Origin of the sequence: Okeania sp. SIO2B3, assembly GCF_010672525.1 — a bacterium.
In the GTDB taxonomy this organism is placed as follows: Bacteria; Cyanobacteriota; Cyanobacteriia; order Cyanobacteriales; family Microcoleaceae; genus Okeania.
The window spans coordinates 1-26,814 of sequence record NZ_JAAHGH010000029.1 but is presented as its reverse complement, the minus strand read 5'-3'; the positions used below and the strand labels follow the sequence as shown (position 1 = coordinate 26,814).

At 34.5% G+C, this 26,814-nt stretch carries 18 protein-coding genes and 1 pseudogene; 8 read left to right on the top strand and 11 right to left on the bottom strand.

All coding sequences use genetic code 11. The annotated features are described in order from the left end of the window. The first annotated feature begins 907 nt into the window (after nt 1–907). Together F6K15_RS19675 and F6K15_RS19670 are read left to right on the top strand one after the other, a co-directional pair. Nucleotides 908–2,425 carry an AAA family ATPase gene (locus F6K15_RS19675; RefSeq protein ID WP_293063452.1) on the top strand — a complete coding sequence of 506 codons (1,518 nt, stop codon included), beginning with the start codon at nt 908–910 and terminating at the stop codon, nt 2,423–2,425. Beyond that, complete coding sequence (locus F6K15_RS19670) at nt 2,425–3,348, top strand: hypothetical protein (RefSeq protein WP_293063450.1); 924 nt, start codon at nt 2,425–2,427, stop codon at nt 3,346–3,348. Before F6K15_RS19675 ends, F6K15_RS19670 begins: the two co-directional genes overlap by 1 nt. Before the next feature lie 303 nt (nt 3,349–3,651). On the opposite strand, the gene F6K15_RS19665 is transcribed toward F6K15_RS19670, so the two are convergent. From F6K15_RS19665 to F6K15_RS19650, 4 genes are all read right to left on the bottom strand, one after another. After that, nucleotides 3,652–4,572 (bottom strand): PD-(D/E)XK nuclease family protein, encoded by a 921-nt coding sequence (locus F6K15_RS19665; protein WP_293063449.1) that lies wholly within the window; start codon nt 4,570–4,572, stop codon nt 3,652–3,654. Between the two features lie 741 nt (nt 4,573–5,313). Further along, nucleotides 5,314–7,311: an ATP-binding protein gene (locus F6K15_RS19660; protein ID WP_293063447.1), complete on the bottom strand. Its 1,998-nt coding sequence runs from the start codon at nt 7,309–7,311 to the stop codon at nt 5,314–5,316. A gap of 297 nt (nt 7,312–7,608) precedes the next feature. Beyond that, on the bottom strand, nt 7,609–8,430 hold the full coding sequence (locus tag F6K15_RS19655; RefSeq protein ID WP_293063446.1) for a hypothetical protein: 822 nt from the start codon (nt 8,428–8,430) through the stop codon (nt 7,609–7,611). Then, nucleotides 8,427–8,594, bottom strand: a complete 168-nt coding sequence (locus tag F6K15_RS19650; protein ID WP_293063444.1) for a hypothetical protein — start codon at nt 8,592–8,594, stop codon at nt 8,427–8,429. Before F6K15_RS19650 ends, F6K15_RS19655 begins: the two co-directional genes overlap by 4 nt. Before the next feature lie 593 nt (nt 8,595–9,187). Here F6K15_RS19650 and F6K15_RS19645 point away from each other — a divergent pair. The 3 genes and pseudogenes from F6K15_RS19645 to F6K15_RS19635 all read left to right on the top strand — a co-directional run bounded on the left by F6K15_RS19645 (nt 9,188) and on the right by F6K15_RS19635 (nt 11,765). After that, the gene (locus F6K15_RS19645; RefSeq protein ID WP_293063442.1) at nt 9,188–10,315 is read left to right on the top strand and encodes a ParB N-terminal domain-containing protein; all 1,128 of its coding nucleotides are present in this window, start codon (nt 9,188–9,190) and stop codon (nt 10,313–10,315) included. 733 nt (nt 10,316–11,048) lie between these two features. Then, nucleotides 11,049–11,306, top strand: a pseudogene (locus F6K15_RS19640) (transposase); the annotation flags it as partial. A gap of 99 nt (nt 11,307–11,405) precedes the next feature. After that, on the top strand, nt 11,406–11,765 hold the full coding sequence (locus F6K15_RS19635) for an RNA-guided endonuclease TnpB family protein (RefSeq protein ID WP_293063496.1): 360 nt from the start codon (nt 11,406–11,408) through the stop codon (nt 11,763–11,765). 326 nt (nt 11,766–12,091) lie between these two features. On the opposite strand, the gene F6K15_RS19630 is transcribed toward F6K15_RS19635, so the two are convergent. From F6K15_RS19630 to F6K15_RS19620, 3 genes are all read right to left on the bottom strand, one after another. Next, the gene (locus F6K15_RS19630) at nt 12,092–13,081 is read right to left on the bottom strand and encodes a glycosyltransferase family 2 protein (protein WP_293063440.1); all 990 of its coding nucleotides are present in this window, start codon (nt 13,079–13,081) and stop codon (nt 12,092–12,094) included. Nucleotides 13,082–13,172: 91 nt separating this feature from the next. Then, the gene (locus tag F6K15_RS19625; protein WP_293063438.1) at nt 13,173–14,102 is read right to left on the bottom strand and encodes a hypothetical protein; all 930 of its coding nucleotides are present in this window, start codon (nt 14,100–14,102) and stop codon (nt 13,173–13,175) included. 41 nt (nt 14,103–14,143) lie between these two features. Further along, complete coding sequence (locus F6K15_RS19620; RefSeq protein ID WP_293063436.1) at nt 14,144–15,121, bottom strand: hypothetical protein; 978 nt, start codon at nt 15,119–15,121, stop codon at nt 14,144–14,146. A 120-nt stretch (nt 15,122–15,241) separates the two neighbouring features. Between F6K15_RS19620 and F6K15_RS19615 the strand changes: the two genes are divergently transcribed. Then, nucleotides 15,242–16,453, top strand: a complete 1,212-nt coding sequence (locus F6K15_RS19615) for a glycosyltransferase family 4 protein (RefSeq protein ID WP_293063435.1) — start codon at nt 15,242–15,244, stop codon at nt 16,451–16,453. A 539-nt stretch (nt 16,454–16,992) separates the two neighbouring features. Here the strand turns inward: F6K15_RS19615 and F6K15_RS19610 are convergent. The 3 genes from F6K15_RS19610 to F6K15_RS38490 form a co-directional block, all read right to left on the bottom strand. Then, a complete protein-coding gene (locus F6K15_RS19610) occupies nt 16,993–17,805 on the bottom strand; it encodes a putative nucleotide-diphospho-sugar transferase (RefSeq protein WP_293063433.1) in 813 nt (270 codons plus the stop codon). 991 nt (nt 17,806–18,796) lie between these two features. Beyond that, nucleotides 18,797–19,330, bottom strand: a complete 534-nt coding sequence (locus tag F6K15_RS19605; protein WP_293063431.1) for a sulfotransferase — start codon at nt 19,328–19,330, stop codon at nt 18,797–18,799. Nucleotides 19,331–19,398: 68 nt separating this feature from the next. Next, complete coding sequence (locus F6K15_RS38490) at nt 19,399–19,506, bottom strand: sulfotransferase (protein ID WP_363268312.1); 108 nt, start codon at nt 19,504–19,506, stop codon at nt 19,399–19,401. Nucleotides 19,507–20,276: 770 nt separating this feature from the next. On the opposite strand from F6K15_RS38490, the gene F6K15_RS19600 reads away from it, so the two are divergent. Beyond that, on the top strand, nt 20,277–21,890 hold the full coding sequence (locus tag F6K15_RS19600; RefSeq protein WP_293063430.1) for a hypothetical protein: 1,614 nt from the start codon (nt 20,277–20,279) through the stop codon (nt 21,888–21,890). Nucleotides 21,891–22,591: 701 nt separating this feature from the next. Here the strand turns inward: F6K15_RS19600 and F6K15_RS19595 are convergent. Next, complete coding sequence (locus tag F6K15_RS19595) at nt 22,592–24,829, bottom strand: pentapeptide repeat-containing protein (protein WP_293063428.1); 2,238 nt, start codon at nt 24,827–24,829, stop codon at nt 22,592–22,594. A gap of 397 nt (nt 24,830–25,226) precedes the next feature. Between F6K15_RS19595 and F6K15_RS19590 the strand changes: the two genes are divergently transcribed. After that, complete coding sequence (locus F6K15_RS19590; RefSeq protein WP_293063427.1) at nt 25,227–26,042, top strand: ion transporter; 816 nt, start codon at nt 25,227–25,229, stop codon at nt 26,040–26,042. The last annotated feature ends 772 nt before the right edge of the window (nt 26,043–26,814 follow it).

Genomic DNA, 26,814 nt, shown 5'->3' with positions numbered 1-26,814 from the left:
TTTGATTTTGTAAAATGAAGAGTGAAGCAAGATTATATCCGGTTGAATAGTTATAAATGACGAGAGAGGAGTCAGGAGTTAGGAGGGAAGAAGAAGGAATAAGAAGAAAGAGGAAGGAAGAAAAGAAGAAAATTTTTTCATTACTAATTATCCGGACATGATATAAGATTTGGAGACCAAATCCCTACTTTTATCCCTCCAATAAATGTCTTGAGATATGGTAGATAAATCTGAATAAGTTAACCAGAAATTACAGCATATTTCAGGTATATGAGGTAGAAATATTAATGATAAAGTCTTTGTAGTGCAGGCATCTTGTCCGCCACAAATTTACCTCACTGATATGAAATATGCTGTATCAATAAATTGTCATTTTTTATTTGAGAAATACCGATGCTTTAATCTAAAGTTTACCTGAGACCAGAGGCAATGAATGTTAGGTACAGATAATAGATAATTTTGATGATAATTGCTCTGTGTTTGTCAAAACTTCTCGGTCTAATTGAGCTAGAAAATATCTCATATCATTTCCGGTAGCATCGGTATTGTAAGCGCGAAGGTAAGGAAGAAGGAAGAGGGAAGAAGGAAGAAGGCTTAAAAGTTTGAAAAAACCTAAATTTCCTGTAGATATTCACCCTTGAGTTTACACAAATGATCAAGGGCGGACATGATATAGTTTATTACTTTTTGCTTCTTACTTTTCCTTGTCTAAATACTTTTTTAAAATTGCTATTACTACTAAAAAAAATAACTCCTACCAAAAGATTATTAATCAAAAACACCGTAAAAATACTGAGAAAAAAATTAATATAATCAGACAAAATTGTCAAGATAGACATCAATTAACCTATTTGATAAAATCCAATTAGGAATCAAGGGAAAAATTTAAAATTAAGGAAGAATAACCTTGAGTTTTAATCCAGATTTATGTCGCAATGAAAGTGAAGTAGAAAGCAAACTAATTGTTAGTTATCTATTGCCAAAATTGGGATACGGTATCGAACATTGGCATCAAGAAGTAACCTTGGGTAGTATCCGTTTAGATTTTTTATCATTTGCTGCCCAGGAACTACCTTTTCGTTTGGATGGTGATTCTCCTTTAGCGTTAGTAATGGAGGCAAAACATCCAAGACAAAATTTAGACCGCCATCTACGAAAACTCAAGCGTTATTTAACAAGTATGAATGTGAAATATGGTTTATTAACTAACGCTAAAGAAATCAGGATTTATCAAAGAGAAGAAAATGAGATTGAGTTGATTTTTAAGTGTTGGGGGAGTCAGGTTGATGAAAAAATAGAAGAAATAAAAGCATTAATAGGTCGAGATTATTTAGGGCAAAATCGGAATTCCCAGACAACCAAAATTATGAACGAAGAGGTTAATGAAAATACTGTGGAGTCAACTTCTGAAACAAGAAAATCTGGAAAAGAAGAAAATGAAAATCAGGCGATCGCTCCTCAATCTGAAACAAGAAAAATTGTTAGTAATACGCCGAAAAATCAGAGGATTTTAGTCAACCCTGAAATAGATTCAAATCAAATAAATCAAAGTAGGAGAAATCCCATGAAAGTAATTGCTGTCTATCATAATAAAGGCGGAGTAGGAAAGACAACAACTGTCGTTAATTTAGCTGCTGCCTTAAGTAAAAGAGGTTATAGAGTTTTGGTTATAGACTTAGATAGTCAGGCAAATACAACATTTGCTACAGGTCTAATTAAATTTAATGATGAGCAATTTGATGATATAAAAGACTCCTATATTTATCATGTGTTGAGATACGATGAACATTCTAGTATTCCAGAAGTAGCTAGAGTTTCTAGGTTTAATGATCCTGAAGTTCATGTGATTCCTTCTCACATAAGTTTAATGCAAGCAGAAACTGAATTTAATAACCTTAGAAGTAGTTTAACTTCACTAATAAAGAAACTGAAACCAGTAGAAGGAAAATATGATGTTGTTCTGATCGATACACCACCATCTTTCAATTTATATGCGTTTATTCCTCTAGTTAGTGCTAACTATTTGATTATTCCTTCAGACTTAAAACCATTTGCAAATCAAGGTTTATCAAATGTGAAAAATTATCTTCACGAAGAGATTAATCGTTTTAGGCAAGTGATGAATAAACCAGATATAGAAATATTAGGTGTCTTACCTTGTAAAATTAATCCTAATTCTAGATTTGTACAATATACATTACCAAAACAAATCCAAACAGTTTCCCAGCGTTACGAGCTTAATGTTATGGAAACAGTTATATTTCAAAGAGAAGAACTTGCTAAATGTATTGATAAAACTCGCCAAGTAGGAGAATTGGAAATACCCGAACCTAGCTCTATATTTGACTATGCACCAGATTCTTCTTCTTGCCAAGAATTTGAGTCATTAGCAAACGAAGTATTAAATAAAATCGGACTAAAATAATGTTATTATCTCCAGAATTTGTACTTGTCAAAGAAATTACTTCCAATGTGCCTCGTTCCGAATTTTTAGAGTCAGATTTAGAACAAGCTGCTCAATTAATTTTAAAAGCTGAAGGTACAATTAAACCTCTAGTTTTGCGTACTATTGGTTGGGAATCTTACGAAGTAGTTGATGGACATTTTGAGTATTATGCAGCAGTCAGAGCAAAAGAAATAAATCCTCGTGATGGTGAAAGAATAGGAGCATTTATCATTGAAGGTGATAAGACAGAAGTGTTAGAAGAACAGGTGGAAATGTTCAGGAAAAAAAGTAGTATTTCTCCTGTACCTGAAAAATCTACAGTTATACAAGAAGGTACAATAAATTTAAGTGAGTTAGATAAGTTACTAGACAAAAAATTGCAACCAATAATAACAAAATTAGGTCAAAAAACTATAGCATCTCCTACTTATTCTCAGCCTCTAGAAAATAAGAACATAGAGGAAAAACTGGAGAAAATCGAAAGTAAAATTGACCAGTTAGTCCCCAAAACAAAGAGTGCAGAAATTGAGGAAATTCTGAACAACCAATTAGAAGTTATACGTCAAAAAATCAGTAATCTTTCCAAGCAAGAAGCTTTATCTTTGTTGACAAAAACTCAAATAGCTCTAAATAGACAACTTGAAGCTATAAAAAATGAATCTAATCAGCTACAAAAAGTTAATTTATTAACAGTAGAAACAAAAGAAGATATTCAGCAAGCTTTTGCAAGAGTTAAAAGTACAACTACAATGATAAATGCTACATGGGAAGCAATTAAACACTGGAAACAGTCTGGAGAAAACTTAACTTGGGAAAATCTTAAAAAACAAACTAAAAAGGGAATTGGTTTTGGGAAAACAACCTACGAAAAACTCAGAAAAATAGCATATATACCAGAATAGACAGTAGCGATCGCATATCCTTCCCTCCAAAAATACCAAGTATCCGTAGGTTAGGTTGAGGTAACGTTAGCGCCAGCTTATCCGTAGGATAAACCCAACTCGTACCAAGATGATATGTTGGATCTATCCTACCTACAAGTTATGTTTATCCTAACGAATAAGCTCCGCTAACACTTCCTTCTACCCAACCTACTATCTCTCGAAATAATTGAGTCTAAAATCCCGCTTTTAAGGTGAAATGTTTTTGGAGGGTTGCTCAAGCATCCCCATTATAAAAACAATTTCATTATTAATTATTAATTATTAATTATTAATTGTTGAATCACCCCCATCAAAAAAACTCTGACACTTTTCCCTCTGAGGACAAATATCACATAAATACTCTTTCTCCGTCCGTGGAGGTGGGTTAGGTTGAGACTCGTCCCACCTTAACCACTCTCGCATCTCCTGTAACTTAGCAGGAACTAAATTCTCCACCACATTCTCTAACTTTTCCCACGAATAATAATACTCTCCCAACTCAGGCAAAACCCAATAAACAACCGCATCAACAGGTACTTTTTTCTTTTGCTTCAGCAAAAAACTATAGAGAGCAATTGCCATTAACTGAGAGGATACTTCTGCAGTTTCATAAGTCTGATAATTAACCACACATAAACGACGAGATTCAAAATCAAAAATTAAATTATTAACTTTTCCCGTTAACTTTTGATTGTCACCATCTGGTATTTTAAAAGTATAATCTAGTAGTATTTCCCTTGTAATTAATGTGCGACGAACTACAACATTTTCCTGACAGTAACGTCGATTTTTAACAATAATTTTAGATATATTTAAAATTAGTTTAGTTAATAGCTGCCAAATTTGATAAAACGCTGTTGCTAGACTAGAATCTTTTGTAATTATTGTGTCTAAATAAGGAAAGAAAATCGACTCATAAAATAATTGTTGTATTTGATGAGCGATCGCCTCTACCATCAACTCCTCAAACTGTCCCTCAAACAAAGCTTGAATCTTAGCTTCCTGTCTAATCATATTCATCAACTGATTAGCTAAGTCAAGAAAAGCACTATCAATTTCCTGGATATAATCTTTTGACAAAAGCAGATGCTCGCCCCCAAAACGTTGTTTCAGATAAAATAAACGTGGGCACTCAAAAGCAACTTTAACATTGGTAACACTAAATGGGGGAGACTGTAGTTGAGGTTTATTAATTATTGGCATTGACAAATTTTCCAGGTTTTTAAGTAGTTAATATCGCTAAAAATTTTTCAAAAATTATCAGTTTTATCTACTAAATATTGATTTTGATTTATCGCTCCTAACTTGCAAGCATTTCCTGCTGAATGCTGCAAAAAAGCCGTCAGCTATTAGCTAGCTTCCTGGATCAGAACTGCGGACTTCAGCTATTAATTTTGGGGAAGGTCATTTCAGTTATCAGTACCTCTGCAATAAGGAGGCTTGACCTTGGCGAATATTCTCTTTTTTTTATCCCCTTAGGGAGAATTTAGACCACAATTTTTTGGTAAAAGTAACCTTTGAAATTGAGAAAGAATAAAAAGTTACTGCCAAAGTTCCCGGACTAAACCTGAGAAACTAAACCTTAGAAGTAATTAGGGTTTGCTGATTAAATCTAAAAGCATTGACAGATAAAGACAAGTGCCTTTTTGGGGCATTTAAAAAGTACCTGCTTTTCAGCTCTTCACGCTTAAAAAGGAGCGTATTTTATGCACATAGTTGGGCAGAATAATCTTGGTAAAATTCTTACTCCTACCTCCTCTACATTCCCATTTCTCCTGTCTCCTGTCTCCTACAAAGAACAAAAAGACTTTCCATACGCAAACCCTAATTATTCATTACTAATTGGTGAATGGGAGCGCATTCCAAAGGAATAGCTGACTGCGAGCTAGCTGTTTTCGCAGCATTCTGCAGGAAATGCTTACCCTAACTTTTATTATATATTCATTAGTAACTAGGAATAAAACAAACTAATTGTCGTTCTAATTTTGATGTAGGAGTAATATTTTTTATTTTCTGTTCTCCTTCAAGTTCCTCAATAATTTTATAAATTTTTGACTGCTCTATGTTAATAAATTTATTTAGTGTATTTTCAATGATGTTTTTACGCTCCATAAAACATTGTGTTTTAATTAAATTTACCACAAAATCCTTCACCTCATCTAAATCTGAATCACTTTGCTGTTCTTGATTATCTACTGGATCGACTACAGATAAATCTTGTAATAAGCTACAGTTGTTTAAAATTTGTGAATCACAAATTATTTCTTCTAACTCTTTGAGACTAATAATCTTACCTTCTATCATTAATTCATTAGCGAGAGCAGCATTCATTAAACTATGATATGTAGCCAAAAAATGTACAGATTCCAGGTTTGGTTGAATATGAAGATTTTTCAATCTACCTTTAAAAATTTTTCTATATATTTTATTGCTCATATTTTTGGCATTTCCCACCTCAGCAGCTCTCACTAAATATAAGCTTTGACATAACCTTTTATCCGCCACTTTCTGACAAGCACTCATTGTATTATAAAAACTATTCATATTTGGGTCTTCTGTCCAAATCACACCAATTATTTCCTCATTATTTTGTTGTTTATAACTCAAAGAATGACTAGCATATTTCCCACTTAATAATTTAGTTTTCACACCTTTAAATCTTACAGCATTTAATACTTCTTGTAGCATTCTAATCAATTCTGGTGCTGCTAGATCGGTAATTTTATTGATTTTTTTCTGAGCTTTTTGATATTTATCTTGCCAAATTAATTTAAAAGTTTCTAATTTTGTTTCTGATGTTGAAGTTTGGACATTTCCTGGCTCATCTAATAATTTGTTTTTATATTGATCGTATTCCTTACGTCCCAATTCTAAGATATTGCGAGGTAGAGTTTTACCTCTAGGAAACTTTTCTGCTAATATTTCTGTTGACAAAGGAAATATAGGTGATTTAGGCTGGGGTTTAGCCAAAGAATGCAAAGGACTCAAACGAGCTGCTAATAAACATTCTCCTTGTGCTAAAGTAATCGGCTTTAAATGAAAATATCCAGCATTTACTCTAGCTTTATCTGCAGGTTGAATCAATTCAGAATTTTGTTTCCAGGTACTCGTAATAATACTAATAATTATCAGGAAATTTTGTGGATAATGAGTATGAATACTAGAATTAATATTAAATAAAGCTTGTAAATCCAAAGAACCATTTAATAACCGAGGAATATTATCAAGATTATCAAAACATAAAACAATAGGTTGAGATGCAGCCGAAATAATACCCAAATTAGTCATAATTTTCTGAGCAGAATCTTCAGAGTCTATACTACCTTTAATCCCTAAATATTTTAAATCATCTTCGTCTAAATCATCCCCCCGTAACCACTCACAGGCAATCGATATGTAATTTGGATTTAATAGATAATAAAGAGCGCTGAAAAAATCATTAGGATTATAAATTCCAGAAGCATAAATACCTTTGAGACTTCTAATAAATACTCTTCTTTCACCAATAATTTTTTTTAGTAAACTACCATTCTGGAAAGCCAATAGACCCTTTAACCATAGTAACAACTGAGAATCTGTTTGACCCTCCGGAGTTTTCATCAGAGAATCTACTGTTTGACGCAAAATATGACGCCAAATGTAATCACTATCAGGCCAGGGATCAATATAGACAAAAAAGGCTTTTGTGTTGAATAATTTTTTGATTCTCCCCAAAAGATAACTTTTACCAGAACCAGAATCACCAGTCAGTATCAATGTTCGGGGACGATGTTCCTGGGCAACCTGTTCTAGCACTGTTTCTATATCAGAAATAATATTTTGATGGATAGAATCAACATTTAGGGTCGGATTTTGTTGCTCCTGCCAAAAATTAATAGTATAAAGACTGACTGGGTCAAAAGGATTAACTTCTCTTTGAATAATCCGATCTATAGATGCCATAGTATAAACTGGTAATATTTTTTGGTAGGGTTAGAGAATTACGATAGCAGATATAGGAAAATTGGTGTTGCTCAAGCGCGTGTATGATATTAATCTTAATTATTTAGGAGTCAACCCACCCGCGCACCCAACCCACGCCGTCCCTCCCAGGAGGGGGACTCAAGAGTCAGGAGGGAAGAAAAAAGAAGAAAGAGTAGCACAAGGAGAAAGTTTTTTGTTCGCGCTCTTATCCGCAATTCGTAGCTCCCCCGGAGGGGACACAGGACATCATACCTCAAATCACCAACGCCGAAAAATTTAGTAGGGAATGATAAAAAATAAACTGCCACCAATATCTTGAGGTATACCTGCTTCAAATTCTTCTGGAGTGTAGGAGCTGACTTCTTGTAAGGAACTTAATTCTATTTGGTCACTTTTTTCTAGACGGTAAAGTGCTAGATTTAGTTCTTCTCTAGATAAAGGAGGTTGTAATTTGTGTCGCAGATGAAAAATGGGTAGATAGTTATTTGTACCTAGATTTTGGTCTAAATCTCGAATCACAGCTAAAACCTGAGAGTCAGTAGGTTTGTCAAGCATTTGGGAAAACTGCTGTTTTTCTTGCTTAGGGAAGTAAAGGGAACAGTTGGTACGCATTAAATCAAGATAGTCGCTCAACATTTTTAAGGATATCTCTTTTGCAGTGCTGCGAGAAGAATATTCTTGGCACAAAAATTGCTTTCCTTTTTCTGTCAACCAGACATCCTTGATTTTTTGATCGATAACTTTAATCAAACCTTGCTCTAGTAAGTCTTTGATAACAGCATTCCTATAGCTAGTATCAAGACCAGTCTCCGCTGGAGAAATAGCACCCTTAGCAGTAGCTTTGAGCACTTTCAATTCTTCAGTGGTGAGTGAGTTAACAGCTTTTTTATGATTGAGGAGTGATTTTCCTTGAGGTGCTATATTAATTTTTGTAACTTCTCTAGTAAATTTTACCAACCCTAGACCGCCAAGTCTGGAACAAATTTCATTTTTCTCAGAGACCTTCATTTCAGACTCTAGTTGAATTTTAGCAAAAGATACTTGATAATTTTGATAGCTCAGTAATTTTAAAAGAAATTTTAAATCTTTAACATTCATGCGATCGTCTGTTCCTCACTTGCAAAAATCAGCCAATTAATATTATTATTAATCAGATAGGTACCCCCTTGACTATTTTGCGCAAAAAAGTTAAAAAATAACTTCAGACACTTGAATGGAGTTACGCGATCGCTCCCTGACATGGCCAGAAAATATACTGCCATCAGTTAATTCAGTTCAGAGAAATTTAAGCCGATCGCCATTCCTACAGTCCTAAGTGGGTAATACCTAGTCAAATTGTAGTAGTAAAGTGATAACTACAATAAAAGGTAGTAAGTGTTTACTGAGTTCATAGCAAAAAATCAATTGCTACTAAGATCATAATTATTTGTCTTCCATAGTAAATGAAAGTATGCTAAAGTAACTTTGTGAAAGTAAAATCTGGGTAAGAAAAAAAATACACTAAGGCATAGTAAAAACCAACAAGTTAAAAAAGTAATGTTGGAGATCGTACTTACTTATAGCTGTATGAATTTCTAGCCTAAGAATTAATTATAATTTCCCAGATTATGCAATAATCATAAATCCTGTTTAGCAGCACTAAGCAGTTTGCGAACTCCCACCACCTAATCCTATTTTATCAAACTGTGATGAAATTATGATTTTTCCAATAGCTGTAATAGCTAAAAATCTTGAATTTATCATCAAAAGTGATAAAGAGGAGTCACAAAGAAAATGTCACCGGGAGAATGCTATCTAGGCAGTATTAGCCTAAAACCTTTATTTGATTTTAGGAACCAAGGAAAGTTGTAAGCAAATGGTTTCATCAACGAAGCGAAAAAATCGACAAGAAGATTTACCAGTACAACCAGTAAGTTTGGAATTGACTCCCATATCCAAAATTACTGTACCAGACTCTCAGATGAGAGATATTCCTGCTGAAAGACATGAAGCCCTAGTTAAGAGTCTTTCTGAACAAGGCAGTAACTTAATCCCATTAATTGTCAGATTGACAGATAATGACGATTCCGAGCAGCAGTACGAAATTGTTCGTGGTGCTGATTGGTATCAAGTGGCAAAAGAAGCTGAAATCAAGGAACTATGGGCCTGGATTTATGAAATGACAGATGAACAAGCAAAGATAGCTGTGGCAGAGATAGAGCAATTAACTCAACCACCTGTTATAGAAACACCAAGCTTTGAGCATCTAATGCAAAAACTTGAGGTATCATTCGATAAAAAAGTAGATTCTCTCACCAAAAAAATCGATCAGTCTATCAAGAAAAATGAGGAGGTACTGAAAAAACAAGTAAAATCTTTGCAGGATCAAGCTACGGATGTTGTTCAAATTGAACAGCTCAAAAATTTGATTACAAATCTAGAAAATTCAGTTAACGATAAGGTAGAAAAATTGGCAAGAAAAATTACAAGTTCAACAACAAAAAAAACAACATCTAATTCTTTATCAGGAGTGAATGTGGACTTATTATCAAAACAACTTGACGATCTCGATAAACAAATAGAGAAAAAACTGGAAGGGATTGTCAAAACAATTAATCAGTTCTCCCAGTCAGTTCAAGATATTGAAGATGACTTAAAAACTCAAGTATCAGCTGTTCGGCGTCAATTACAGACAATACCAGAAGTCGATTCTACTGAAGAAGTTGCAGCTAAAACTGAGACACCACGTAAGACAACAACCAAGAGTAAATCAAGTTCTACAGGATCGTCGAGGTCTAAGGCGAGTACAACAAAAACTACTGCTAGAAAGACTAAAGCTCAAGCAGCTCCTGTAGAGCCGGAAGAACCCCTTGATGATTATGATACCAAATCACTCAGACAATTGAAGAAAATTGCCCAAGAGCGGAAACTTCGTGGCTATGCGCGTATGAAACGTCCTGAAATTCTCAAAGCTCTTCGAGAAGCTGACGCTGCTGCTAGTTAGAATGAGTGTAATCTGAGTATCAGTAGTGTAACATAGCGCAGGCAGTTAGCCTGCGTCAAAAATTAAGTCAAAGGTTGCTCATCACAATAGGTACTGCCTCCTAATATAATTGTTCAATTTACGGAGAGCTTAAATCATTGTTTTGAAAACCTGTTAAAGGAACGAAGAGTAACTTTTGACTATATTGCTATGACTATTTTTGATTTGAATGACAACAATATAATATGGCAATAGTTAATACATTGATATTTATTATCGTAGTGTTTCTTTGGCTTTAGCAATTAAATCAAATTTGTTTGATTGGACATCAAAAAATTCTCGAATAGTCATAACTACTAAGAGCTGATTTATCAAGTAAATATTAAGAGGCTGAATTTCTTGCTATACTTAGGTTTGACAAGTTATCAGCCTGTAGTGCCCAAATTCCTGAAAGCTAGGTGATGTAAGACTTTTAACTAAGTTTATCAATCAGCTCTAAATCTTTGTGATTCTCTCTCCTCCTGACTTCCCCTCCCCTCCTGGGTTGGGAGGGGTTAGGGGTGGGTTTACCTAAACGCATCAGAAGGCCAGCACTATCATCGCGAGATGAGCGTGCCTGGATGAATGATGCGTGTATAATTATGATTTCCGTTTGTCACCGCGAAGCAAACGATGTCATAATCATACACAAATATTAATAGTTTATCCAGTAGACATTTGACGTGCTGATGGCTATTATTGTCAATTTTTAGTAAATGTTGAGAGAAAAGAAACTCATAATTTTGAAGGCAATGTAGTAGGAATTGATTTAGGTTTAAACGCTTTCTATACTGATAGTAATGGTAGTGCTGTAGAAAATCCTAAGTATTTGAGAAAGTCGGAAAAACGACTAAAAAAGCTACAAGGTCGAGTATTAAGTCGCCACGATCAAGGTAAGAAACCTCAGTCAAATAACTACCACAAAGCAAGAATTCAATTAGCGTGGGCAAATCTCAAAATCAGTAGACAATAGTATTGCACCATGCAGTAAAGACTGCACAGGCGTTAATCCGATCTAACGACTTGGTAGTTTATGTAGACGCGGAGCGGCGCGCCGAAGGCAGATTTAAAGATTGCTAATCTAGTTAAAAATCATCATTTAGCCAAATCAATATCTGATGCAAGTTGGTCTCAGTTTACCGAATGGCTGGAATATTATGCTAAGTTGCATGGAATTGCTTGCATAGCAGTACCTCCACATTTCACAAGCCAAAATTGTTCAAATTGTGGTCAAGCTGTTAAGAAGTCATTATCAGTTAGAACCCACAAATGTCCGCATTGTGGCTATATTGCTGATAGAGACCACAATGCAGCAAGGAACATTTTGGCTAAAGGTTTAGAGATGTTAGGAGCAATAGTAAACAATACCGAGGGGCACGCCTCTTACAGAGGAGCTGCGCTAACGGAACCTGGGGGAAACCTGTTTGCGTAGCATTCCGAAGGAAAAGCTACGGGAGAGTCCGACCTCTGGATTAGCGATAGCAATATGGCTAATTTAAGTTGTCTGTGTGAGCGTAGAATCATCAATGATGAGAATCCCGCACCATAATCTCTGATTTGATGCCGGGAGTATGTCAATCCTCCTAAATACTTAACCAGTCTATAACTGTTTAACCGGATTTGATATTATGTCCTAACTGGACTTGGGACAAAAAAATTGGCCTGTATTATTAACAAGCCAATATCAAGTAATCATTATTTTGTAAGAAGATTTACCAAGTGGCGATCGCTAAAAAATTATACCTAGTTATTTCTAACTTAAGTAGTTGCTTTTCTAACTCGGTCTGCATAGTCTTGAGGGCGAATTTTCCTAAAACTTTGCAAAGCAAATTGTCGTAAATTTAGGGGTAGGTAAGATAATACTAAAGCAAATTTAGTCTTGAATGAAGTTCCTAGTATTTGGCTTGATTCTTGTAATAATTTTCTCCCTTTAACACTTTCACCCTTTTCAATTAATCTAATTCCTAGATTCTGTTTCGTATCTGCTAACTTAAATAAACGTGATTTTTCCAATTTCTGATCGTCAAATTTATAACTATTAATACAGAAAGTTTTAGCAGATAAAAAGTGAATATCTTGTTTTAAACTGGTTTGCCGGTTATGAAAACGATATTCCATAAGATATTCTGGAATAAAATATCCAACTTTTCCGATTACTGCTAATCTGACCAGCAAATCAAAGTCTTCACATCCATCTGCTTCAGGCCGCATATAATCAATTTCTTGTAGGCAAGAGCGACGAAACAAAGTTGAACCCACCTGCAAACTTTGGTATTGAAATGTTTCTTTAAGCAAGTTAGGGATAATTCCTTGCTTCAAATTATCCTTTCCCCACTTAGCTGCATTCTCTTTCGTGGCAACTTCCTCCCGTTCACTTTTTTCATTAATAACCCAATGACTTGTACAGACAAAATCTACATTTTGCATCTCATCTAATACTGCCACAGTTTTCTCTAAAAATTCTGGAGTCAGGGCATCATCATCATCAAATTTGATGAAATAATCTCCTTTAGCAGCATCAAAACCAGAACGCATATTTTTACTACGTCCAATATTTTGAGGATGCTGAATATAGTGAATTCTAGAGTCATTCCACTGACTAACTACTTCAGCAGTATTATCTTTTGAGCCATCATCAGTTATGATTAATTCAAAATCATCATAAGTTTGATTCAAAACACTATTTACTGCATAAGGCAGCAAATTCGCTCGGTTATAAGTGGGAATGCAAACGCTAACTTTTGTCATGATAAATTACATAATTTATGAAATAATTTTACATAGATAATTAACCAGACATTGAATGACAAATAATGGTTGATTTTCTGTTGATTATTACTTAATTTAAAGATTCTGTACCGGGAATATGACCAAATATTCGCTCTGAATATTTCAATATTTCCTGATTAAAAAACTGCTTGTATTGAGGATTATCAGCCACTTTTTGACATCGGTTTAAGACATCCATTGATGTTGCTTTGTTGTTAAATTGTTTTCCTTCAAAGGAGCTACCTTCACCAAAACTCGTTACCCGGTCTATTCCTGCATCAGAAAATTCTATTTGCAGTTTCTCAGCAATGTTTCGCCGATATTCAACATCAGCAAACCATTGATTATAATTGACACAAACTTTGTTGTGCTTGAGATAATTTGTTTCTCCTAAATATTCTTTTGCATAATCAATCCATAAATCAATCATGGTTTTCTTCGGAGAATTTACTGATAAAAAATGTGTCGCCTTAGAAGATACTTTTAGTCTACTTGCAAACAGATTAAAAGGGTCTCTAATAATAAGTAAATCGTACCTCATAGCACTTTTTCCTAAGTATAGATCGTGATTACGCTCGAATTTATCACTTGCTATCTGCTCCAGGGGAAAATCTTCATAGCTGTAAATCAAACAATCTCTTTTAATAAAATTTCCCTTAGCTTGTTGGCGGTTATTTTCTATTGCCCATTTATGTTCTGGAAAATTATCTTGAAGATTTTCATACTTATAACGGTAGGGGTTTTGATTAGCTAATACATTATTAATAAATCCTACATTACCATTCTGTTGACTTTTAACCCAGTTAATAATGGCATGATTCCCAGTGCGCTTCATACCTGCCACTCGAATTTCCTTTCGATTAACTATTTCTGAAAGTTTGTGTTGCTGGGTAATAATTCTGATAAAATCTTCAAGATTATGTGCGAGAAAACGTTTACCTTTCTTCCAGGCTAAATGAGGTTTTTTTAATGCTTTAACTATCAGTGATTTTTGCACCATAATATCTATAATCCTAAGAGTTATAAGAACAACGTTATTACTTAATTAATTAAAGATTCTGTACCGGGAATATGACCAAATATTCGCTCTGAATATTCAAATATTTCCTGATTAAAAAACTTCTTGTATTGAGGGTCATCAGATACTTTTTGCCATCGGTTTAAGACATCCATTGATGTTGCTTTTTTATTAAATTCTTTTCCTTCAAATGAACTGCCACCACCAAAACTTGTTACCCGGTCTATTCCTGCATCAGAAAATTCTATTTGCAGTTTCTCAGCAATATTTCGCCGATATTCAACATCAGCAAACCATTGATTATAATTTACACAAATTTTGTTGTGCTTGAGATAATTTGTTTCTCCTAAATATTCTTTTGCATAATCAATCCATAAATCAACCATTGTTTTATTGGAATACCTTGCTAATAAATAGTTTCTTCGAGAAACAGATAAATAGTTTTCTTGATGATTGGGGTCTTCTAAAAACTTTTTATGCTTCTGTAGTCTACTTGCCAAAAGGTTAAAAGGATCTCTAATAATAATTACATCATACCTAATAGCACTTTTTCCAAAATATAAGTCATGTTTGACATTAAATATCAAATCATTTGTTACCTGCTGCACAACATAATCTTCATAACTGTAAATCAAGCAGTCTTTTTTTACAAAATTTCCCTGAGCTTGTTGACGATAACCCTCTATTTCCTTTTTATATTGCGGAAATCTTTCTCGGAGATTTTCATACTTATAGCGATAGGGATTTGTTTTCGGGATATCATTTATAAATTGACATTTACCAGTTTGCTGACTTTTAATCCAGTTAATAATTGCATGATTCCCGCAGCGCCTCATACCTAATACCCGAATTTCCTTTTGATTAACTATTTCTGAGAGTTTGTGTTGCTGGGTAATAATCCTGATAAAATCTTCAACATTATGTACTAAAAAACCCTTACTTTTCTTCCAGGCTAAATGAGGTTTTTTTAATGCTTTAAATATCTGTGATTTTTCCAGCATAAAATCTATTTGTAAAATTAAAATATTCAGAGCCTAACTAAAATTAATAGTATAATACTGTCATTAAAGATAATAAATTACCTGTATATCAAGAAAAATCTAGAGGAACTTACTAACTGTATGCAAATTCTAATGCTTTCCTCCACCTTTCCCTATCCTCCTAGTCGAGGTGGCACTCAAGTTAGAACTTTTAATCTACTCAAATATTTGAGTCAAAAACATTCTGTTACTTTGGTAACACAACGGTCTCCAGATGTCAATGATTCAGAAATAGACTCATTGCGGTCTTATGTGAAAGAATTGGCCGTATTTCCGCGCCCCCAAGAACCTAATCAGGGAACATTAGTAAAACTAAGACGTTTTAGTAATTTTCTGATAGAAGGTACTCCACCAAGTGTTCTTTCGATATATTCGTCAGCAATGCAAAATTGGGTAGATGAGTTTGTAGCAGCAGGTAAATGTGAGGCCATTACTTGCGAACATTGTGTGAATGAAATTTATATTCGTCCGGAATGGCAACAACAACTAAAAACTCTAGTTAATGTCCATAGTTCGGTCTATGGTACCTGTAGGCAGCAGTTAGAAACTGGTACAGCAGAAAAACCATTGCGAGATAGACTGAATCTTCCCTTACTGCTTCGTTATGAAAAACGCTACTGTTCAAAATTTTCCTGTATAGTCGCAACAACTGAGGAAGATGGAAAACAACTACAAGAGTTTAACCCCAATAGTCAAATATCAGTCATTCCTAATGGGGTAGATTTTACTCAGTTTCCTTATCGAAGTAACGACCCAGGGGGACATCAATTGATTTTTGTGGGAGCTATGGATAATTTTCCTAATATTGATGCGGTTCGCTTTCTGACTTTGGAAATATTACCCAAGGTACAAGAGCGTTATCCAGATACAACTTTAGCTCTGGTAGGGGCGAGACCAGTACCAGAAGTGCAGGAACTTTCAACTCGCCCAGGAGTAAAAGTTACAGGTCGCGTACCTTCCATGGCAGAATATTTACATCAAGCGACCGTTTGTGTGATTCCAATGCGTACTGGTTTTGGAATTAAAAATAAAACTTTAGAAGCAATGGCAGCAGGTACGCCTGTTGTGGCCAGTGACCGTGGTTTAGAAGGTCTAGCAGTTGATGGTGCAAATACACCACTCAGAGCATTAAGAGCAAACCAAATAGCAGAGTATGTAGAGGCCATTAGTCGCTTATTTGAGAATGGGCAGTTGAGACAAACCTTGTCAGAAAATGGGCGATCGCTCATAGAAACGGAGTATACTTGGGAAGTTCAAGGTCAGCGCTATGAAAGAGTATTACTAGGATATTGACACTCTCCTGGATAAATCCAGGTAATTCTTAAGGGTCACGTCAAATTTAACCCTTAATTAATAGCATAGCCAAAGATATTTGGAATCAATAGAGTTGTCGCTAAATAGAGGGAAAAAATCGCTCCAACCTAGACAGAGTAAACATTCCAAGGTATTTTAGTCTGCAATGCCTACAATCCTTATAGAACAAGGTTTTTGGGGATTTTTTAAGTTATAAAGCGACAAGTCTAATATAAACCTTACAATTACCAAGATATTCTACTAACTTGACATCCTCCCCGACCTAAAGGCGCGGGTATTCCTACTGAGCCGTAGCTCCTCGGCGGGTTGACGTTTTGCTTCGCATAGCTGTCGCTAACACTGGGTGCTGCTTCCTTGGCGGTAGTCTAACGCTTCCCTCCACGTCCGTTTAGAGTTTCCGCAATTCGTAGCTCCTCCGGAGGAGGCGTGCCCCCCGGCAACTACTAATACTCTAGCATATATTCAATTCACTTGCATGCTCAAATAAAAAGTCGCCCTTGTAGGGCGAAGCTTTAAACTCAATTTTTCGGTAAAAAATAATCCTTGATTTTTTTAGCAGTAGCTTTCAAATTATATTCCCACCCCTGTTTCTTTGTAACACATCTATTTTTTATTGGTAGCCAGCATCGATGTTGTTTACCGGGTAATCTGTTTAGTTCGTTTTTGATAATTTCATAATTGCTATGTCTGCCATGAATAATTTTTGCAGAGTCCTTCAAAGTGAAAAAGAAGGGAGTTCTTGCATTCCAAGCATGAGATAGAACGTAGATTTTACAATTAGACTCTAGCCAAGCTTCCATGAAAGAAGTTTGATCGTTTTCCTTTCCTACAGTTTGATTGATAATTTTTGATTCATATATCTCTAACCATCTTTGAAAAAAGAACTCATTATTTGAGTTTTTTTTAAATAGAATAACTCCCGTATTATATGCTTCACACGCAGTTAATACTTTGTTAGTTTTAGGGGATTTTGCTTTATTAGGATCTGTAGGATCTGGAGCTACAGCCATATCAAAAAAATCTAGAGTTTCAAATATTTCTTGACAATCATCACAGAAATATGTATCTGTATCAATAAACAAGGTTTTTTCGTAGGGAGAGCAATGATAAATATGCCTTACTTTATACAACAAACCCTCCTTAAAATGTTTAACATCTACAGGATGAATAATGACTTCATCAAACAGTGAATTGTTAATATTTTTATCAGTCACTAAAGTAAGATGAGCCCTTTCATTTAGTTTTTTCAGACTTGTAGCAGAGACAATAGCTTCTTTGATATACTTGTCTCCAGTAGCAATATAAAGATAACCTATTTCGTGATTATTCATAGTTATAAATTAATAAATTGTTGATTAATAGCCATCGTATCTTTGTTCATACATAATATTTTTCAATTATAGCAGTTTCCTAAGTTATTAGATACACGGTAAGCATTTCCTGCGGACTGCGGAGCTAACAGCTAGCTTGCTGTCAGCTAGAGCGCAACAAGACTCTCTCATATAGGACAGTGTTTAAATTAACAACTGACTTTAAGGGTAAGGGAGCTAACTTTTGTAGTAAGACAATTAATAAAGCTTTTATCCTAAACTAAAAGCAATAGCTGAAGTTCGCAGTTCCTCCGGAGGAGGCTAGCTGATGGCTGACGGCTGAATGCTTACGATACAGGAATAATTTGATGATTAAGTTATGAAATCATATTCAACAGATATCCCAGAAAAAATAGTTGCTGCACATTTGAACCAGAAAATGTAAATTCGTTGGGTATTCTATAGCTACCCAAAGTAAGGAAATCATTAGTCTATAGCCTTGAGCATGATTTACCGAATAATTAAGGTTTAATATCATGTTCGGTTGAATACTTATAAATAACTTAGCGAGGAGTCAGGAGTCGTAGGGGCGATTCGCGAATCGCCCGTACAGGAGTCAGGAGGGAAGAAAGGAGAAAAATCAAGATAATTTAAGTATTTCAAGATAATTTAAGTATTTGTTCGGTACTGTCAGTTCTGAAATTTTATTTATAACTGATTATCCGAACATTATATAAAACCTCCCCTTGAAAGGAGAAACAAGAAAAAAAAATTCCCTTTTTCGTCAATCCTCTTCTTTTCAAAAAGAGGTAATTATTAATTCTTGAAAAATATTGCTCAATATTCACAATACTAAGCTGACAAACACTTTCATTAATTGATAATTGATAATTGATAATTACAAGAAGGTTAAAACCGTTACGGAATTGAATATAAGGAAATATTATTTCTTTTTTCCCTTTAAAAGGGGAAGCTTTAAACCAGAATTATTTAATTATTAATTATTCGGTAATTATTTTAAATTTTTTCCTAATTTTTTTGTCAAAGAATCTAGTAATGTTTTTCTCTGACGAAATTCATAGGATACTCTTTCATAAAAAGTAGTAGTAGTTCTCTTGTTGCTATGAGGATACTCTACTTGAGTAGCAGGAACTTGCAAAAAATCACAAATTTCTTTAGTATCAAAACCTTTTTCCATATCTAAAATTAGTAAATCTTTTGGACGAGATTCAAAATACTTCAAGACATCTGTATGAAAATCAGCAAATTTATGTTCTAATATTTTTTTTCTAAACGTCTTAGTTCCTAAGAAAATATGATGATATATATGTACTTTGATAGACCAGTTCCATTTAACCTTTCCGTGTTCCAATAACCATTGCATACTGTCAAGCCATGAATCAAGAGACCTTGTAGTTAATATAAACTTACTATTAGGAAACTTTCTATCTAAATATTTATATATTAGGGGAATAGGACTATCACCAAAACCCACATATTTATTCAGAGATAGATTATTGAGGTTAAGTTCTAGTTGAAATGCCAAATGCTTGGTTTTTCATCCAATCATGTTGAAAATTAGAAGTGTATAATTTCATTTGTATTTTGAAAGATTTAAAATGGAAAATGCTTGGTGTTCCATCCAATCATATTCAAAAATTTACAGAGTGAAGTTGTTCCTGTTCGAGGCAAACCAATGCAAAAAATTTTTTCTTGTGCCATGATTATCTTCTATGACTTTAATGATCATGAGAGTTTTTAACTTAATTAAAGAGTGAATATACACTATGATCAAGGTATTACTCAAAGTTACTTGGTAAGCATTCAGCCGTCAGCTATCAGCCATCAGCTATTGCTTTTAGTTTGAGATAAAAGCTTTACTTTACTAATTGAGTCAGAATTTATAGTTCCTATAAAAGCTGGCTAAACAGTCTATATTCATTAAAACCCCCTTCTTTTGCTGAGAGCTGACAGCTAATAGCTGAATGCTTACGTTACTTGAATTAAAAAATAGGTAGTCTTGCATAATAATGGTCAAGTACAAATTGTGGCATTATAATGATATTAAGTCCATATTTTTCGACCTATTTTATACACTAAACCAACTTTTTTTACCATAAAATGTGATTTCTGGCTATCATTTAAACAATTAAAATAAAAATGTAGGACTTACGCATATACGCTATATATAGCGTTCAAAACTATTGGACAATAGTACTTGATCTCTATAAATAGTGCCTTTGCGTAAGTCCTGAAATGATTATTATTATCAAAAACGAAAAATCTTGATTTTATACGAAGCTTTAATTATTGAAATCCTTATCCTACAAGAGTTTCAAAGTGCTTGTCACTCAGTAAGGTAAAATAATCAAACATAGGCAATATGCGTGACTACAGGTTTGAACCCGTAGAGTCGCTTTCCTCCAACCGTTGATAGCGTAGCTTCTACCTAGGAAGCAACTGGCTAGTTTCCCACTTACCAAAAGTTTTTTATGAAAAAGAAAATTCACGACTCCAAAGCCAGTTACAATCAAGCTAAGTTTCCTAAAGTTGCTAAAACAGCTCAGAAATCTGATTATCCTAGAACTAAGAAAACTCCACAAATTAGCCGGATAACTTCTGTATCTAAATCTAGGCATCAGAGGAAATTATCTAAATCTCAAAAGTTTTCTTTAACATCCTTACCTTGGAAAAAATGGATGCTTGAATGGGTAGGGATAAGTTTATTATTTGGTGGCTCTGGTTTGATGGCAATGGGGGCATGGATTAGTGTAAAGTTAATTTCTGACCCTAATGCTATAGTCTGGTTTAATCAATTATTGCCACAGTGGACTCAATTTTATATATCCGGGAATAAATCTTTGCAAACTCTTGAGCAGATTAAAGGTAGTATCAAGGAGGAAGGGTTTAGCAGCGGAGAAACTTTTTCTCTTCCTAGTACAGCAGGAGATTCTAGTTTAGATGTATTAGTGCCAGTAATGAAGCAGATTGATTCTAGAGCTTCTTTACCCTGTGAAACTCCTTGTCGGAAATTAGTAGAGTTGCGAGTCTATCAATCAATTTTGTCTGTTAACCAACGAGAAGGGAGTAAACCATATTTTCGATTAGTTAATACTTTACCACTCCAAGGTCCTGCTGAATCTTTTGTCATTTCATCTACTATTGAGTCTGTCTCTGCTCCCCAAGGTTCAAATAAACCTTTACCTTTAACAACGGTACGTCGTTTTCAAGGCAAAGTTCCCACTGCTGGAATTTGGTTTAGTGTCAGTGGTCAAAGATTACAAAACAATAAAACTATTCCTTATGGGCAAATTGTAAATTACAACCCCAAAAAAAATTACTTGAGTTCAATGTTGGAATGGAAAAGTGCTGCTGGTCAAGCTCCTATCTGGCAGGAAATGACTGGAGGAGGAGATCCAGAGTTAGTGGTTGAGCAAACTGTGGGATTAGATCCTGATTTTGATATTTATTGGATTCAGCCACGAAAGTTTATACTTAATCCCATTGAGTTAGAGAAAATTTCTCTAGAGGAAGCTCCTATTGGAGATAGTTATTATCGAGATACTCTCAGATTAGCTCGTAATGGTTTATGGTCTGGTGCTTTTGCTTTAATTCAACCTTTACGACAGAATTTAATGGATGAATCTCAATGGCCCCAAAAAGCACAAGCTCAATTTGATTTAATCAAATTTCATGCCAAGATTACAGAAGCTCAGGCGATCGCTTCTTGGGCAAGTCCAAGTCAAAAAGTTTTGGCTGGTTTAATTGATGGTCGTTGGCAAGAAAGTCTCAGTGTGTTTGAAAATAATTTGAGCAGCACTTATGAGATTGGTAAATTACTGCAAAATGATACTGGTCGTCTCCGTAGTCGAGTTGATGCAGCTTTAAGGGTAAATCAAGCTGAAACTAATGCGATGGCTTGGGGTGCTTTAATTGTGGCGAGTCAAAAGGGACGAAGAAGGGCAACGTCGTGGTTAAATAGGCAACCTCAGACTAGCAAGGAGGCAAAGGAAAAGATTGGGAAGTTATTGGATCAACTAGATGCTGCTTTTGCTAAGAAGGAGACTATACAACAGCAGAGAATTCAGCGAGGAGGGTTGTTATGAAGTCAGAAGTCAGTAGGGGCGAATGGCATTCGCCCGTACAGGAGTCACTCCTCAGGAGTCAGGAGAAGAGAAAAAGATAAATTTTTGCTAGTAGTGCATTGTAATTATTTTGGTTATGGAGCATGAGAGTGGGAGCATCTTGCTCCCTGAATAGGTGTTGAGTATTCCCATCTATATTGAAGTCTGAAGTCTGAAGTTAAATTTACAGCACGGAATAAATTTGTAAATTTGAGAGGAGCGAGAATGTCCTAATATTAATGGCGACTGCTGTAATATTTCTATCAGGACTTAAGCAAAGACACTATATATAGTAGATAAAAACTATAGCACTATGGTACATATAGTGTTTTTGTTGGAAAAATGCATAAGTTCTGTCTATAATATTTCTATCAGGACTTAAGCAAAGGCACTATATATAGTAGATAAAAACTATAGCACTATGGTACATATAGTGTTTTTGTTGGAAAAATACGTAAGTTCTGTCTATAATATTTCTAATCTCAAGTCCCCTCGGGTTCGGTATAAAAAAATTTTCCATCCTCGCGCCATTGCTACATCTTTCTTTATCTACCCACCTCTCCAAACTCCCCACCCTCTTTATCTAATTACACTAATGCTACCGGATTTGATATAACATTACTATGGAGGGCGACCAAATTTTTTAGTTGGGTTTCCTTTGCCAACCCAACCTACTATTTATATTATTCGTGGGTTGAACCGTCTGGCATTGTTGCACCTGTAAGGTTTGTATTTTTCAATAATGCCCCATCTAGTTTAGCATCAGTTAAATTTGCACCAGATAAGTCTACAGATTGCAAGACTGCTCCATCTAGTTTAGCGTTAGTTAAATTTGCACCAGATAAGTCTGCAGATTCTAGTCTTTCTACTCGTAAATCTGCAGAATTTAATTTAGCTCCTCTCAAATTTGTAGCTCTCACTGATGCTCCAGACAGTTTAGCATCAGTTAAGTCAGCACCAGATAAGTCTACAGAGTATAATTTTGCTGCTCGTAAATCGGTAAAATTTAAGTTAGCTCCTTTGAGTTGTGTGCCAGAAAGACTCGCACCGCGAATATCGGCTTGTGTTAAGTTTGTTGTTATTAGTTGAGTACCGTCCAAGCTAGCATCTTTTAAGTTAGCTCTACTTAAATCTGTGTACCTTAAATCGGCGTTATATAGTTTTGTTCCATTTAGATTTACTTCCCTTAAATCTGCCCCATTAAGATTTACTCTACTTAAATCAGCACCAGCTAAATTTATCCTTCGTAAGGATACATTAGGAGCAATAAAATAAGCACCTAATTTAGTACAATTAAGGTTTTCAGGAAAAACAGTTGCTTCACTATAAAGCGCTTGATTCATTTTAGTCATTTGCAGGTTTGCTCCTGCAAAATTTGCGTTTAATAAATTAGTTCTACTTAAATCAGCTTGACTTAAGTCTGCATTAGTAAAATTCGCACTCCTCAAATCTAATCCACTTAAATTTGCTTTGATGATATTTGCACTACTGAAGTTTGTATTACTGAACAGTATAGAATTGCTAAAATCAACTCCCCTCAAGTTAGCTCCAGTAAAATTTGCAGCTTTTAAATTAGTTTCATTGAGATTCACATTTTTCAACTTCACTCTTTCTAGCTTAGTAGCATGAAGGTTCGCTTTATTCAAATTGCTATTAATAAATTTAGCTTGACTTAAATTAGCTGACTCTAACTTTGTTTCACAAAGGTTAGTATCTCGAAATTTTGCTCCAGTTAAATTAGCTTGGTTAAAAATTGCACCACTCAAATTTGCACCATTAAAATTAGCATTACTCAAATTTAATTTTGAATCATTAAAAGACTTACCACTCAAATCAACACCAGACAAATTAATCCCACTAAAATCTCGTTCTCCTTCACTATATCTACGCAAAAATTCCTCAGCACTAACCACAGGTTCTTGACTTTCTTCTTCCTCTTCTTCCTCCTCCTCATCTTCATCTACCATCATCAAAATATCCTGAAATTCCATTTCATTCTCATCAACAACTCTAGGCAAATATTCCATTTCTTCTTCCTCTTTCTCATCTTCATCTACCACCATCGAAAAATCCCTAAACTCCATTTCACTTTCATCAATAACTCCAGGCAAATATTCCACCTCATCCAAACTTTTCACACTTGCTGCAAATCTACGATTAATTTCTGCTTCATCCAAACTTTCACCATCATCAAAACGATAAATTAATCCCTGAAGAATTTCTGAATCACTCGTCATAATTCCCACTTCTCGTTCCATACTTTGATTGCCAGAAGCTAAAAAATTATGACTCCCCACAAAAGCAAACCTCTCATCACACACCAAATAATTTTCGTGAGTTCCTAACAACTTCAACCGAAATAGACCAGGATAACTTTCTTCCAATTCTTGTAAATCTACGAAAGCATTATATTTCCAACCTTTGCCAATATTCAAGCGATCGCCTAAATATCCCCAACCAATATCTATCTGACAATTGCGGTTTAAACAATCCTTAAATTTATTCAGTAAATTTTCATCAATACTATTACAGTTCAACCAAGGGCAAACAATAATTAATCGTTCTTTAACTGTTTCTAATGCTTCGATTAATACACCACGACTATCGGTACGGTCAAATACTAATTTATTTTGATATTCTCCAGTTTTTTGACAATTATCTGGAGATTGATATTGAGTTTCTGTAGTTGATGTTATGAGATTATTGAAAGCTAATAATTCATCTAAACGTAGAGTTAAAGCAACAAAATTTTCCTGTAAATTTTCGATATCTTGTGCTTCTGGTCGATGATGAAAATTTTCTATTTGCTCATCTAAAGTATATTTCAACTTAACAACATATTTTTTGAGAGTAATTTGTTGTTTTTCCAATTGTAAAACCTTGGCTGCTAGAGCAGATAAATTTGATTCTAAGTCAGACATAATTACAGCAGTTTTCTAGTGGATGAGGTACAAAGTTTTATTGTTCTAGGCAACAGGCAACAGGCAACAGGGAATATAGGAATAAATAGTCTTATAACTGTACCTCACTATTCTCAAAAGTACTGTAACTTGTAGAGACATTGGCACATTCATTGTAAAACATTATAATGACAATTTAGTTTGATAATTATAGCAATTTGCCCTGGCTTATGTACAAATTACAAGAACTTTCCAATAACTAAAAGTCCTACATTATCGGTTTTTTATTCCCTCTGTTGCCTCTCTTGGTCAGCATTCCGCAAGCGAGCTGGCGTCGTCGCGGGGTCTGACCGCTGTTGCCTGTTGCCTGTTGCCTGCCCACAGCGCTATACTGTTCTCAAGCAGAAGATTAGAAATTATGTTACTTGAATTCACAAAAAAAACTCTAGCATTTTATTTGGAAGATATTGAAACTCCTATCGGTAAAGCTATTAACTTTATTCTGCTATTTTTGATTTTATTTTCTTCAGCTATCTTTGTTGCCGAGACTTATCCAATTCCAGAGAATATTTTTATCATACTAGAACTAATCAATGATGCTATTTTAGTGTTTTTTGCCATTGAATATTTACTGAGATTTTGGTGTGCAGAACAAAAAATAAAGTTTGTTTTTAGTTTTTTTTCTATTATTGATTTACTAGCAATTTTACCTATTTTTCCAGGGATTTTAGAACTGAGTTTTATTAGAATTATCAGATGGTTCCGAATTCTAAAATTAATTCGATTTCTCAAATTAAAAATTTATATTTTTCAGATTAGTACAGAAGATGGAGTGATTTTTGCCAGAATATTATTTACTTTATTTACAATTATTTTTATCTTTTCTGGCTTGATTTATCAAGTAGAGCACCGCGTAAATCCTGAATCATTTAATAATTTTTTAGATGCTGTATATTTTTCGGTTGTTACAATGACAACTGTTGGATTTGGCGATCTAATTCCTACTTCAGAAAGTGGTCGTTTATTAACTGTGTTAATGATATTAACAGGTATTAGTTTAATTCCTTCTCAACTTGGGGATTTAATTAAACAACTGATAAAAACAACTAAAAATATAGAAAAATCATGCAGTGGTTGTGGTTTTTCTATCCACGATATAGATGCCAAATTCTGTAAAATATGTGGTACAGAGTTAGGCATTTATCAAATCAATAATGTCAATGAAAGAAAATAATAGAGTCGATACATTGAAGAAGGTAGAAGGCATCCCCCCTATTCCCTAGGGTCAATTTATTGTCACGCTTAGAAAAATTGATAGGGAGATGGGAAAATTCGTATTTCAAAATGGTATTATACCATTTTCAAAAAATACTGTTACAGTGCTTTATTCTGTTGGTAGGAGTCTTGAGATTAATACTGTAGCGACCTTTTTTGAATTTGGTATTAAACCCGCTACAGAAAAGATAATATTACAAATTTTAGTAGATAAAAACTATAGCACTATGGCATATATAGTGTTTTTGTCGAAAAAATCTCTAATACCATTTTGAAAAAAGAATGTTACGAATAATAGGTGTGACTAAAAGATATGTGCAGAAGATGTCCCTTTGAGAAGAAAGAGAATTTATGACTTAAAAATGGTATAGAAGCCATTCCCATACGACTCCTGAGGACTGACTTCCCCTCCTGGGAGGGGCGGGGGTGGGTTGGGGAGGGGCGGGGGTGGGCTGACTCCTAAGAAATACCCTAGTTTGCTACAAAAAGGTAGATATCAATAGGATATTCTTAAAAATAGCTACCCCAGTTCATTTTAGATAGTTATTTATATCGTTTTCCCATTTTTTTCAATATTTATCCCTTCTTCCTTCTTCCCTCTTCCTTCTTTCGTAGGGACGCCCTTATGCAACGTCCCTACCATTTGTAACAAACATTTATCACGCTTGGTATAAGTCTTGTCCCTAAAATAATATTAGGGAACAGCTCATCTGTAGGAAAAACATTTTCCA